The sequence below is a fragment of the Pedobacter cryoconitis genome (genome assembly GCF_003259615.1).
GTDB lineage: Bacteria > Bacteroidota > Bacteroidia > Sphingobacteriales > Sphingobacteriaceae > Pedobacter > Pedobacter cryoconitis.
Map to the genome: position 1 here is coordinate 131,491 of NZ_QLLR01000005.1, position 12,851 is coordinate 144,341.

Here is a 12,851-nt window from a genome sequence, read left to right on the forward strand (position 1 = left end):
TTATAGGTTGTACCTGCTCCGTAAAATCTCCTTTACCGCAGGAAACAGCTTGTTTTGCTCAGGTCAGCTGCCAGGTTTTTTTAAATACAGGAGGCCGTAGCCTCCTGCAGATTGGTGAATCAGGAGAAATTCAGACCACCATTAATATCAATATTGGTACCCGTTACATAACTGGATTGATCAGACGCTAAATAAACGACCAGATCTGCCACTTCAGTTGCCTTTCCCTCTCTTTTCAATAAAGTAGAGTTAGCTACATTAGTCCGTACTTCGGGTTTAGTGAAAGTATCGTGAAAGGCAGTCGCTATCATTCCTGGTAAAACTGCATTTACCCGGATGTTTTTCGGGCCCAGTTCTTTAGCCAGGGAACGGGTATAGGTCATTACCCCACCTTTAGCCGTCGCATAAGCACTCGCGCCAGGACCACCGCCATCCCGGCCTGCCAAAGAAGACAGGTTGATAATCGATGCGCCTGATCCCATAAAAGGAATAGTCGCTTTACTGACCAGGTAAACACTTTTTAAATTTAAGTCCATTACTGCATCCCAAAAATCCTCGTCCAGCTCCAGCGTAGGTTTTCTCGCTACCATTCCGCCAGCTACGTTAACCAGGATATGGATTTCTTCTCCAAAAGCTTTTCTGGTTTCCTCAATTAACGCGGTAACCTCCGCAGATTTAGTTACATCACCTTTCACAATAATTCCTTCTCCACCTTCCGATTGAATCAGTTTTAATGTTTCTTCTGCATTAGCCAGGTTATCGAAATAATTGATGACTACTTTCGCACCTTCACGGGCAAGCTGGCAGGAAACTGCTCTGCCAATGTCTCTTGAACCACCGGTAACTACGGCTACTTTGTTTTTTAATCTCATATGATTTGTTTATGAATGAATGATTCTTTTTGAGGTAATATATTTAATACAGACCCAGGTTATCGGAACCAGCACTGCGGCCAGTACGAAAAAAGATACATAACTTGTTTTTGTCATTACAGGAACTAACCAGGTGGTTAAAAGTGTGCCTAATACTGCGGCTGTACCACCCATTCCTGCTACCGTCCCTACATTTTTACCATTGAAATAATCACTTGGCAAAGTTTGCAGGTTGCCGATCAGGAACTGAAAACCGAACAGGGTTAAACCTATCAGTACCATCGCTAAACCCGGCTCTGCTTTCAGGTCATCCAGCTTATAGACAATGGCTACTAAAGACAGCAGCATGAACAGACAGCCCACAGCCACCGAATTCTTTCTTGCTTTTACTGCATTTACACCCTTTTTCACTTGCCAGGAAGAATGGTACCCGCCAAGCAGACTGCCGATTGCCGCAAATAAATAGGGGAGCCAGGTGAAAGCGCCAATCTGTTTAATGTCAAAGAGGAATTGCTCTTTCAAAAATGTTGGCAGCCAGGTTACAAACAACCACCATACCGGGTCTATAAAGAACCTGGCCATAATAATACCCCACGTATTTCTAAACTTTAACAACTCCTTCCAGCTGAGTACCGGAGCTTCATCTGCTTGTGTTTGGGCTTCAGTATCTACGTCCAGAATGTAGTTTCTTTCCTTTTCAGTAAGCCATGGGTGTTTATCCGGAGTAGCCTTATTGATAATCAACCATGGAATTACCCAGATCAATCCCAATCCGGCAATGAATACAAAAGTCATTTTCCAGCCGAATACGATATACAAAAAAGCAATCGCCGGAGCCGATATAACCGAGCCTAATGAAGCGCCCGCACCAAAAATGCCCTGTGCAATAGCCCTTTCTTTGACCGGAAACCATTCTGCATTACTTTTTGTGGCACCCGGCCAGTTTCCCGCTTCTGAAAACCCAAGCATAAAACGAAAGATATTGAAGGAAAATAACGACCTGGCGAATGAATGTAAAGCGATCGAAACACTCCAGCCAATAATGGAAATGGTCATACCAAGTCTGGTGCCTACCGCATCCATTAATTTCCCGGTAAAAGTCTGCCCCAGCGCATAGGCAATCATGAAGAATGTGGTGATCAGGGCAAGTGCATTTTTATTGTCTGCTGCTGCAATGCCGAATTCTTTGTAAATATAAGGCCACATAATATTGATGGCACTTCTGTCGATGTAATTGATCACTGTTGCCAGGGAAATCAATGCGATAATGTACCACCTTAGTCCTTTTATCTTCATGAGGTTATATTTGGTTTTCGTTGATTAATCTGCCCAAAGGCAGGGATTATTATAAGCCGAGGCCTTTCAGAAATTCCATGATCTTTGCATTGACCATTGAATTGTCTGCAGGTTGGAACTTACCGTGCAAGCCACCCTTTACAGTGATGAATTCATTCTTCACGCCCAGTTCATCCAGTTTCGCTTTTAAAGCTACCGACTGTTCATAAGGGACAATCGGGTCGGCATCACCATGCACGATAAATACCGGCGGACTTGTCTTTTTAACCTGGAACAGGGGAGAAACAGATTTGGCAAATTCCTGATCCAATGCTTTAGCTCCTAACCAGCTGGTCGCAGATTTACTGGTCTTTAACTTTCCATAACCCCAGTCCCACACATCAGTAATTCCATATTTATCGATGATCGCCGCGACCTTGATATTTTCAGTGCCTTTACAATTGCCATCAAACAAATGCTCATTTTCAAGCAGCCCGCTCATCAATGCAAGATGACCACCAGAGGAAGCACCCATAATGACGATTTTATTCACATCAATATGCAGTTGCTTCGCATGGCTGATTAAATAAATCAGCGCACACCTGGTGTCTTCTACGGCTGCCGGAGCAGTCGCTTTAGCAGTGAGACGGTATTCAATATTGGCCACTGCATATCCCTTTTTGAAAAAGGCACTAAAACCACTTTGAGATTCTTTCGTCCCTTTATTCCAGCCCCCGCCATGAATATTAATGACCAGCGGGGAAGGCGATCCCTGGGCAGGCGGCAGGTATAAATCCAGTTTCCCGTCCCAGTCACCTACGCGGGTATAAACCACATTCAGCTGTTCGCTGAACCCGGCAGGATAACTCACCTTTTTAATTTGTGTTGTGTCTTGTGCCACTGCAGAATGAGTTGTCCATAACAGCCCGGCAATCAGTATAATTCTTTTCATGTTACACCTTATTAAAGCCTATAAAAAATCTTCGCGGTGCGGAGAGAATACATCTATCAATACACCTTCTTCCAGGCAAACGCAGCCGTGCATTTTATGTGGAGGGGCATAAAATCCGTCACCTTTTTTAAGGATCTTTTTCTCTTCGCCAATACTCATTTCAAAGATCCCGCTATCCACATAAGTTACCTGTGAATGGTGATGCTGATGTAATTGCCCGACTGCTTCTGCCTCAAATTTTGCCTTAACCAGCATGATTTGATCATTGTAACCAAAAACCTGTCTTTTAACTCCGTTTCCCAGGTCCTGCCAAGGCGTTTCTTCTTCTATTTGAAATAAATTGCTCTGTAACATATTGATTAGTTTAGTTTGATAAAGTTTTCTTTGTTTTTAAAGTTGATCTGGTATTGATATAATTTCCCTTTCACTTTAAAGGAAACTGAAATCTGTTCCGGTCCGGCAGTGATGATTTTCAAATCACTTACATTACCCGAAGCGCCAGACGTGGTTTCATCTACCGTATTTGTGCTGCCATGTGTTTCAATCACTGTAAAAAACGTTTGTGTTTTACTGCCTTTTGAAGAAAGCATAAAAGCTTTACTCTCCAATAAATTCTGATCCGGATCATTCGCGCCAAGCGTTAGCAATTTCAGGTTTACAGGTGATTGTGCGGCGAAACTAACCGTATAAAAACGTTTATTGTTGAGCACTGTCAGGTAACCTGTCTGTCCAGCAACAGGTTGCTCCGCATTTAACCAAATGTGCTGATAACCATATTGCGTGCCCAAAGCTTTAAGCTGATCCGTGAAAGACTTAATCTGTACAGAAGAATCTGTCAGGTGTCCTTTGTACCAAAAGGGGAGGTCATACTGATGAACCTTATCGGCATCAACTCTGAAAATATCAATGATCAAAGACTTTTGAAGTTCTTCTACTTTAAGCAAAGCAGTGGTTCTGGTCATCTTAACACCCGGATACGCGTTGTTTTCTGCCGCACTGATTACCTTCAGCTGCTGGCCGTCTTTGAAATAAAGAATTTCAGCAGCAGTTTGCTGTGCGCGGTCTGCATTCGCTTTAAAATTGGAAGTTTCATCTACTGTCAGCGTATTGTGTGCAACCGTTTGTTTAGCCCACGATTTATTCTCAGGCAGATAATCACCACCTTTTTTAGATTCTATATTGATGAAACGCGCTGAACCATAATCAGGAAATACCTCGGCATTGTTATCATCGTACAATAAATTCAGCCTGTCAAAATGCCCGTGGCCCATTCCCTGCGAAGTGGCTTTGATCAATACAGCCTGCTGATCCTCATTTGTTCCCGCTCTTAAGATTCCAATGCCGCCATCTTTACCAGTTGCACCATCTGTAATTAACATCGTCTTGTAAACAAAGGGTTTAGTTTTTCCTGCGGCAACATCAGCAGCAATTTTTAACCCGGCATCAGAAATAATCACCTGTCCTTGTTTATTGACCACATCCAGTAATTCTGGCTGCGGCTTAATATCTGCATAAGCAATATCAACACCATAAACAAGCTCGGCAGATTCATAAGTTTTCCCTTTTACCGCATCGTTAAAAGGAAAGAATGTACCGTCCGTATAAGTGAGCTGTAAGGAGGTTTCAATGGCTTTAGCCAGGAGCTGATTGCGGTATTGAAAGATTTTAAGCGCCGGCTGATAGTTGTTAATCGTTTTTGCAAATATCAAAAAAGGAAGCAGCGCATAACGTTGATAATAAGGGCCCTCCGTATAATAACCATCAGGCGAAAACAACTGGTCAATTTGTGCAAGATAACCTGCCTTACCATCCTTAGCTGTCCCTTTCAGAGCCATTTCTACATACTCAGGTTTATGAATCACATAACCAGTCATTCCTACAGCTGCTACAGCCCAGGTGGCATGGTTATGAATTTTATTAAAGGTTTCCGCACAATCTTCGGTGAAAAACTTAAGTTCAGGAATAAACAAACCTTTTTCTATCTCCTCACGTTTTGCAGGTGCAATCGCGTCATAAACCAAATCATAACCTTGTATAGTGTAAACTTGCCAGACAAAATCATTCAGGCTTTGCCAGAAGATCCTACCGCCCTGATGACCTTCTTTCCTCTTCGGGTGAAGCGGCCATTTCTGATATTCAGCAGCATATTTTAATAATATTTCCTCTACATAAGATGCGTATTTTTTGTCTCCGGACATTTGATAAGCAATTCCGCAATTCAGGATATTGAGGTAATTCTTTTTATGCTGTTCATGGGTCGCCCCGCCACCAGCATCTTTAGGTACAGGTACGTTAACAGGCTCTTTAATAGCTTTATCGGCATCTGATTTTATCTTCTTGTAAGACTTTTTAAGCAAGGGATAAGTTAAAGTTCCTTTCCTCAGCGCCTCTATATTCCCTTTGGTCAGCATGATGGAAGGATGCTGCTGCGCATGAGCAGAGAGTCCGAAAATCAGGCAAATCAATCCCATTACCAACTTTTTCAAGTAGTTCGTCATATCATTATGAATAATAAATTTTAAGGCTTATGCCATTTTTCTGAGCGTAGTTTTAAACTTTGTCTTGTATGATTTTTTGTGCGGCAAAGCCAGCTTTACTTAGCTGGAACATATCATTTAAATGTGCTGCGACTGCGTTTTCTGCGGCATCAATATCTTGATCTTCAATTGCTTTTAAGATGGTCCGGTGTTCTTCAATGGCTAGTTTCCCCCTGTTGTCTCCGCAGATTTTATTCTCTACAATACTTTTGATCAGATCGGGAATTAAAATCAGGATCATAGACTCAATAACAGAATTTTTAGAGGCTTTTGCGATCCCGATATGGAAAATCATGTCTTCCTCTACCGCATTCAGATTCGCATTAACTTTAGCTTCATAATCCAGGAGTGCTTCCTTTAAACTTGCCAGGTCTTTTGCTGTTCTTCTTTCCGCAGCCAATTTGACCGCATCCAGTTCCAGGTAATACCTGGCTTCCAGCAGCGCATTAAAATCTTCTTTATTGAATTTGATAATATCGGTGATGATACTGTCCAGTACCTTAATACTCAGGCCTGCTACATAAGTTCCGCTTTGTGGATTTGTCTTTAACAACCCATAGAATTCTAACTTCAGAATGGCTTCACGTACATAACTGCGCCCTACACCGAACTTCTCAGCAAGTATTCTTTCGGCAGGTAAACGGTCACCAGGTTGCAGTTGACCAGAGGTAATCAGCTGTTTAAGCTGTCCGATTATTTTATCTACAGGAGTTTCAAGTTCGATAGACCTGATGGTTTCTATAAATGATTTCATAAGGATATATTTGGTTTACCAATTATTGGTTCACCAAATCTATAAAATATAATCAGTAATCAAAAATTATTTAGGAGTATGTGCTATAGTGTTGATAATCAATGCAAATAATATATTGTTTACGCTAATTTGATTTTTTGAATTTGGTAACTGTCAGGAAAAATGCTGATATTCCATACTATAAATTGATAGTCCACCTAATTAAATATAATGCCTCTTTTATATCATTCATTTTTTCACCTGCTTTTTATTGGTATCATTGCTTTGTTCCCGGTCGTTAATCCAATCGGCTCATCTTTCATTATCAGCCCTTTTTTTACCGGACTCAGCAAAGCCGAAAAAAGAAAGGCAGTCGGAAAAATTACCTTTTATGCCTTTTCAATTTGTACGGTGTCTTTATTTGCAGGGCAGTGGATACTGGAAATATTTGGTATTTCTATTCCTGTTGTGCAATTGGCAGGAGGGATTATGATTTGTAAAATGGGATGGGAGAACCTTTCTTCCGATAAAAAACAAGCAAACCCAACAGCGGGGACAGAAGCTGACTTATCAGGATATAGTAATATTGAAGGTCAGCTGTTTTACCCGATTACTTTTCCGGTAACTACCGGGGCGGGCACTATTTCTGTATTATTTACATTGAGCGCGCACAGCGAATCATCAAACCGGCTTAATTATTTTATGAACACAGCAGCTATTTTATCAGCTATTGTGATCATGTGTATCCTGATTTATATTTTCTATTTGAATACAAAAAATATTATCCGGTATCTGGGCTCCAATGCAGAAGCTATCTTTAACCGTATTTCTGCATTCCTGATCTTCTGTGTGGGTTTGCAAATAGCGATTACAGGAATAAAAAGTTTAATGAAGTAAATTCATGGCTCATGGGGGTATTGTAAAATATTGCGTTTAAGTCATATCGTCTTCAACACAACATAGCAACATGAATTTTTTCATCCTGAATAAATACACCTTTAAAATCACTTTATTCTTTTGCCTGCCCATTTTTATGTTTTCCTGTAAGAAAGAAACGGTAAGGCAGCCAGTTTATGCGCAAAAAGAAGTAACCATCGAATACCGGATAAGCCCTTATAAAAATATCATTACAAACGGAGATATTATTTTTACCGATGAAGCTGGTGTAGTCACTGTTTCAGACAAAAGGACCTTGCCCTTTTCCAGAAAATTCAAAAGAAATATCAAAAGATCAGCAGTATTATCTTTAGGTATTATTGCTCAATATGCCGGATCAGTGAAGATGGAAATCAGGGTAGATGATCAGGTCGTGGCTACACTGATTTCCAGCAGTGTACTGAGTAAAAAAGAAATGATCAGATATACTCTTACACTACCGCAGGAATAATAATTTAAAAAAACTATCCGCCAAGCCTTTTCTGTTCCTCATCTACTCCCGTTGATCTTGTTCTTTCAGATTTAACCGTCATCTTTCCAAATCGATAGGTAAAGGTCAGCCTTACACTGGTTGAGTTTAAAGATTGATAATAATCATAAGTATTTCCTGTTAAATTACTGTATATCCGGCTTTGTTGTGTATGGAAAATATCATTTACACCTAACTTCAGGTTACCTAGCTTATTTGGAAAATTGTAACGTAATCCGGCATCTGCTTTGAACATTGATCTGCGCTTAAAGGAAGCCTCAGATTCAGGTGTATTATACAGTACTGCAGCATCAGCACTAAAGAGCCTGCTCAACGTAAAGTTATTTTGCGCATAAATTTTTGCACTGACTTGTTTGGTATTCATATTTGCCCCTTTTAATTCAGGTGCATTGATAGTATAGTAATACGCCGAAACATTATTATTCATATTCCACCAGGAACTGATAGTGAGCGGGAAATTAAATACCAGGGAAAACAGGTTATTGGAAGATAAATTTAAAAATGTCTGATACACTGATTTTTTATCCTCATTCTGCAAAATCGCGTTGGTAATTACATCCGTTGTATGGCTATAAGCTAAAGCAAGACTGTATTTCTTTTTATAAAGATAACTGGCTTCTAAATTAGTTGAATACTCAGGCTTCAGGTTTGGGTTTCCCTGGTTATAAGTATACTGGTCAATATAAAATATAAAAGGATTTAAGTTCTGATAACCTGGCCTGTTTATTTTTCTGGTATAGGAGAGGTTTAAGCTGTTATCTGCATCAAAATTCTGAGTCAGTAAAAGCGAAGGGAACAGGTTGGTATATTCTTTTTCTGCTATTTGATTTGTAGTGACCGAATTACCTGAAGATGCGGTATGCTCCACACGCAATCCGCCCTGTATGGAAGTTTTGCCAAGCGTAATATTCAGTGTTGTATAGGCCGCACTTATTTTCTCCTCATAAATAAACTGGTTACTCTTGGTTTTATCAAATATCCAGTCTCCTTTAATGTTATTCTCATAAATGTAATTGTTATCACTCTTTACGCCAGAGAATTTAGCACCGGCATTAAATTTGAATATTTTGTTAACCGGAAGCACATAATCTGCTTTGATTGCCTTAATACCAATAGCAGATGGCGCATTATTCCTGTAAACCTGGCCGTTCTTGAGAAAAGTACCATCAGGTAAATAAAATAAATTCGTGGAATTGAACTGCGTCCTCGCATCTAAAGTGGAATAATCTGCATCTATGCTGATTTCCTGTCCTTTGGTATCCAGTACTCCCTTATAATTCAGGTTGTAGGAAAAATTTTTACGTTTCACCAATGCGTCACTCGGAGTTATTAAAACAGAGTCTGTTTGCTGATAAGAGCGGCCTATATCGACATGGCTTAAGCTGTTTTGTACGATATGGACAATAGCTCCTTTAACCAAAAAACCAATCGTATGATTCTTTGCCAGAAAATAATCTGTTCCAATCTTAAAATTCTGAACATTGACCACCGGGTGATCCATGTTTTTTTGATCAAATGATAACGGATTTGCACCTGGGGTTATTCGTTTGATATTAGTGTTCCTCTCTTGTTCAACCCTGTTATAACTATAGGTGCCAAATACATTGTATTTTTTCTTCCGGTAATTCAGGTTAACTGAATTTGTAGTAAGCAGGTATTTATTAAATCCTGCACTGAGTGCTGTATTTCCATTAAATCCTTCTGCTAAACCTTTCTTTGTTTTGATATTAATAATACCCCCGGCACTGTTCGCGTCGTAGGCTGAACCAGGATTATTTATCATTTCCAGGCTTTCTATTTCATTACTCTGCATTGATTTAAGCAGGTCAGCAACATCAGAAGCAGCTAAATAGGTTTGTTTGCCGTCAATAGTAATTAGCACATTGCTCTTGCCTGCAAGGGAGATATTTTCATTCTGGTCTACACTTACTCCAGGGGCTTTAATTAATAATTCCAAAGCATTTAAACCTGCCGCGGATGGGATCGCGTCTACATTTAAAATGATTTTGTCTGCCTTACGTTCCAATATTGGTTTAGAAGCTGTAATTTTAACTTCACCGAGTTTTTTAGCATTCTCTTTTAAAGTTATAGTGGGCACCTGAAATGCAGCGTTACCGGTCAATTGAAAAGCTGCAGTTTTTACCTGGTGATAGCCCACCGTAGAACAGGTAATATAATATTTGTCTGGCGCGGCCTGAAAACTAAAATTACCATCCTGATCAGTCATTGCCGTAGTGACCAGCAAAGAATCTGCGAAAGTATACAAAAGTACGGTTGCAGCTGGAAGCGTTTGCTGGTTATCTCTTACTTTTCCACTAATTTTAGCTGTATACTGCGCGTAGGAACTATTTGAAAAGAGGCAGAGTAAAAAAAGGCAGATAAAAGGTGAGAATGATTTCATGGTTAGCATAGGTTGTCAATCAGGGTAGATTTGAGTTGTAAATATTTATACTTAATTGAAAGTATAAATGGTTCTATAACAAATTTAATATTATAAGTGAATAAACAACTATCACGCAGATTAAATATAGGCCAATAAAAAATGGTTTGCCCTTTAGGGGCAAACCATCGTGATTTTTATATTTCTGAAGATTCTATTTATTTTCCGCCAAGTCTTTTTTGTTCCTCATCAAGACCAGTTGATCTGCTTCTTGCAGATTTTACAGTCATCTTTCCGAAGCGATAAGTAAATGTTAACCTGACACTCGTCGTATTACCATATTGCTCCAGGTTATATATGTTTCCTGGTAATGTACTGAATATCCTTGCTTTTTGTGAATGGAAGATGTCACTGACCCCTAATTTCAGGTTCCCTGTTTTATTGGGAAAGCTATAACGTATTCCCGCATCTGCATTGTACATACTTTTAACTTTAAAAGCACCTTCAATTTGCGGTGTACTGAATCTTAATGCAGCATCTGCACTGATGAGTTTGGTCAGGGTGAAATTGTTTTGTGCATAGAAATTACCACTGAATTGTTTAGAGTTTAAGTCTGCTCCGTTTAAGTCAGGTGCTTTAATCTGCTTGAAGTACCCCAGTACATTGTTATTCATATTCCACCATTTGTTAATTTTTACCGGGAAGGCGAAGGTTAAAGAAACTACTTCTTCTGAAGCAAGGTTCAGGATAGTCTGGTACATCGATTTCTTCACCTCATTTTGCAATAATACTTGTGTAATTACATCCGAAGTGCGGCTGTAATTTAAAGCAAGGCTATATTTCTGTTTGAAAAGGTAGCTGGCTTCCAGGTTATTAGAGTACTCGGGCTTTAAATTCGGATTTCCCTGGTTATAAGTATACTGATCCAGGAAGAATACAAAAGGGTTTAAGTTCTGGTAATTCGGCCTGTTTATTTTTCTGGAATAAGAGAAATTTAAAGTATTATCTGCATCAATATTCCGGCTTAAAGACAGCGAAGGAAATAAATCTGTATATTTTCTTTTAGTAACCAGGTTTGTGGTGATTGAGTTCCCTGTAGAATTGGTATTCTCTGCACGTAACCCTCCTGACAAAGATGTTTTTCCCAGGTTAACATATAACGTTGCATAAGCCGCGCTCACCTTTTCATCATATAAGAATCTGTTACTTTTTGTGTTATCAAAAATCCAGTTTCCCTGAATGTCATTCTCATAAACATAGTTGTTATCACTTTTTACACTGGCCATTTTAGCACCAGCTTCCAACTTGAATATTTTATTGATGGGTAGGGTATAATCTGCTTTTATAGCCTTGATGTCAATGTTAGAAGGGGCAAAGTTTCTGTAAATCTGACCATCTTTAAAGAAACTGCCATTTGGCTGGTAAAAACGGTTAGTGTAGTTTGCATCATTAGTTCCATCAAAGGTAGAATAATCTGCATCTACCGTTATTTCCTGACCTGCAGTATCCAATACGCCTTTATAGTTGATATTATAAGAAAAGTTTTTACGGTTTGATGAATTATAACTTGGCGTTTTCAGGATCGAATCTGTTGCAGCAAATGATTTTCCAATATTTACAATACTTAAACTCTGCTGATTATAATCACTGATATTTCCTTTAACCAAAAATCCAATGGTATGTTTTGGAGATAAAAAGAAGTCGGTCCCTATTTTAAAGTTTTGTGAAGAATAAGCAGAGGTATCTTTGTTTCTCTGGGTAAAAGACAGTGGATCTGTACCCGGGGTTATCCGGTCAATATTAAGTCTTTGAAGAGATTTATTCTTGTAATAACCGTAAGAACCGAATACATTAAAGTATTTTTTGCGATAATTGAGGTTTAATGAACCATTAGGAAGCAGGTATTTATTAAATCCAGCACCTAATGCCAGGTTTCCATTAAAGCCTTCGGTCTGGCTTTTTTTGGTTTTGATGTTAATAATTCCGCCAGTACTGTTTGCATCATATTTGGAACCCGGGTTATTAATAATTTCAATAGTCTCTATTTGGTTGCTCTGCATTGATTTCAGCAGGTTTACAACTTCAGTGGAACTCAGGTAAGTTTGTTTACCATCGATAGTAACCAGCACATTACTTTTTCCGGAAAGCGAAATGTTTTCATTATGATCTACGCTAATTCCCGGAGCTTTTTTCAATACTTCGAGCGCTGTTAAGCCAGCGGCGGACGGTGTGGCATCTACATTAAAAATCAGTTTGTCTGCTCTGCGTTCCAAAACCGGTTTTGCTGCTACAATGCTGACTTCGCTCAGGTTCTTTGTATTCTCTTTCAGTGTAATGGCCGGGATTTGTAAAGCAGCAGGCCCGCTTAACTGAAAAGGGGCTGACTTAACCTTGTTATAACCTATAGAAGAGGAAACGATATAATATTTGCTTGGCGCTGCTGTGAAATTGAATTTTCCATCCTGGTCAGTCATGGCAGTGGTCACCAAAGATGAATCTTTCGCGGTATACAATAAGACAGTTGCAGCAGGTAATGTTTGTTTACCATCCATTACTGTACCATTGATTTTAACAGTTTGCTGGGCAAGTAAGGTAGTAGGAAAGAGGTAAGATAAGAGAAGGAAAGAGGTTAGTAAAATTGATTTCATGTTTCGTTGATTTGTAAATAAGATGCGA

The 12,851-nt window shown here is 39.4% G+C and carries 10 protein-coding genes; 2 read left to right on the forward strand and 8 right to left on the reverse strand.

The window, feature by feature from the left end; genetic code table 11:
* Nucleotides 1–119: 119 nt before the first annotated feature.
* From LY11_RS08205 to LY11_RS08230, 6 genes are read right to left on the reverse strand one after another with little or no spacing between them, the layout of a single operon-like run.
* Nucleotides 120–872: an SDR family NAD(P)-dependent oxidoreductase gene (locus tag LY11_RS08205; protein WP_111633229.1), complete on the reverse strand. Its 753-nt coding sequence runs from the start codon at nt 870–872 to the stop codon at nt 120–122.
* Between the two features lie 9 nt (nt 873–881).
* Nucleotides 882–2,168, reverse strand: coding sequence for an MFS transporter (locus LY11_RS08210; protein WP_111633230.1), 1,287 nt, complete (start codon nt 2,166–2,168; stop codon nt 882–884).
* 49 nt (nt 2,169–2,217) lie between these two features.
* On the reverse strand, nt 2,218–3,099 hold the full coding sequence (locus LY11_RS08215; protein WP_111633231.1) for an alpha/beta hydrolase: 882 nt from the start codon (nt 3,097–3,099) through the stop codon (nt 2,218–2,220).
* A gap of 18 nt (nt 3,100–3,117) precedes the next feature.
* The gene (locus LY11_RS08220; protein ID WP_111633232.1) at nt 3,118–3,453 is read right to left on the reverse strand and encodes a cupin domain-containing protein; all 336 of its coding nucleotides are present in this window, start codon (nt 3,451–3,453) and stop codon (nt 3,118–3,120) included.
* Nucleotides 3,454–3,458: 5 nt separating this feature from the next.
* Entirely contained in the window at nt 3,459–5,597 is a 2,139-nt protein-coding gene (locus LY11_RS08225) for a heparinase II/III domain-containing protein (RefSeq protein WP_111633233.1), read from the reverse strand.
* Nucleotides 5,598–5,649: 52 nt separating this feature from the next.
* Nucleotides 5,650–6,390 carry a FadR/GntR family transcriptional regulator gene (locus LY11_RS08230; protein WP_111633234.1) on the reverse strand — a complete coding sequence of 247 codons (741 nt, stop codon included), beginning with the start codon at nt 6,388–6,390 and terminating at the stop codon, nt 5,650–5,652.
* A gap of 210 nt (nt 6,391–6,600) precedes the next feature.
* Here LY11_RS08230 and LY11_RS08235 point away from each other — a divergent pair, with 210 nt between their 5' ends.
* Together LY11_RS08235 and LY11_RS08240 are read left to right on the forward strand one after the other, a co-directional pair.
* The gene (locus LY11_RS08235) at nt 6,601–7,266 is read left to right on the forward strand and encodes a MarC family protein (protein ID WP_111633235.1); all 666 of its coding nucleotides are present in this window, start codon (nt 6,601–6,603) and stop codon (nt 7,264–7,266) included.
* 70 nt (nt 7,267–7,336) lie between these two features.
* Nucleotides 7,337–7,756, forward strand: a complete 420-nt coding sequence (locus tag LY11_RS08240; RefSeq protein ID WP_111633236.1) for a hypothetical protein — start codon at nt 7,337–7,339, stop codon at nt 7,754–7,756.
* 13 nt (nt 7,757–7,769) lie between these two features.
* On the opposite strand, the gene LY11_RS08245 is transcribed toward LY11_RS08240, so the two are convergent.
* Nucleotides 7,770–10,196 carry a TonB-dependent receptor gene (locus tag LY11_RS08245; RefSeq protein ID WP_170132654.1) on the reverse strand — a complete coding sequence of 809 codons (2,427 nt, stop codon included), beginning with the start codon at nt 10,194–10,196 and terminating at the stop codon, nt 7,770–7,772.
* A gap of 197 nt (nt 10,197–10,393) precedes the next feature.
* Nucleotides 10,394–12,823 carry a TonB-dependent receptor domain-containing protein gene (locus LY11_RS08250; protein ID WP_111633238.1) on the reverse strand — a complete coding sequence of 810 codons (2,430 nt, stop codon included), beginning with the start codon at nt 12,821–12,823 and terminating at the stop codon, nt 10,394–10,396.
* Nucleotides 12,824–12,851 lie beyond the last annotated feature (28 nt).

What these genes read in the sequence shown, in the direction of transcription:
- LY11_RS08205 (WP_111633229.1), bottom strand. Translation starts at nt 872, where the DNA reads ATGAGATTAAAAAACAAAGTAGCCGTAGTTACCGGTGGTTCAAGAGAC.
- LY11_RS08220 (WP_111633232.1), bottom strand. Translation starts at nt 3,453, where the DNA reads ATGTTACAGAGCAATTTATTTCAAATAGAAGAAGAAACGCCTTGGCAG.
- LY11_RS08245 (WP_170132654.1), bottom strand. Translation starts at nt 10,196, where the DNA reads ATGAAATCATTCTCACCTTTTATCTGCCTTTTTTTACTCTGCCTCTTT.
- LY11_RS08210 (WP_111633230.1), bottom strand. Translation starts at nt 2,168, where the DNA reads ATGAAGATAAAAGGACTAAGGTGGTACATTATCGCATTGATTTCCCTG.
- LY11_RS08240 (WP_111633236.1), top strand. Translation starts at nt 7,337, where the DNA reads ATGAATTTTTTCATCCTGAATAAATACACCTTTAAAATCACTTTATTC.
- LY11_RS08215 (WP_111633231.1), bottom strand. Translation starts at nt 3,099, where the DNA reads ATGAAAAGAATTATACTGATTGCCGGGCTGTTATGGACAACTCATTCT.
- LY11_RS08250 (WP_111633238.1), bottom strand. Translation starts at nt 12,823, where the DNA reads ATGAAATCAATTTTACTAACCTCTTTCCTTCTCTTATCTTACCTCTTT.
- LY11_RS08230 (WP_111633234.1), bottom strand. Translation starts at nt 6,390, where the DNA reads ATGAAATCATTTATAGAAACCATCAGGTCTATCGAACTTGAAACTCCT.
- LY11_RS08235 (WP_111633235.1), top strand. Translation starts at nt 6,601, where the DNA reads ATGCCTCTTTTATATCATTCATTTTTTCACCTGCTTTTTATTGGTATC.
- LY11_RS08225 (WP_111633233.1), bottom strand. Translation starts at nt 5,597, where the DNA reads ATGACGAACTACTTGAAAAAGTTGGTAATGGGATTGATTTGCCTGATT.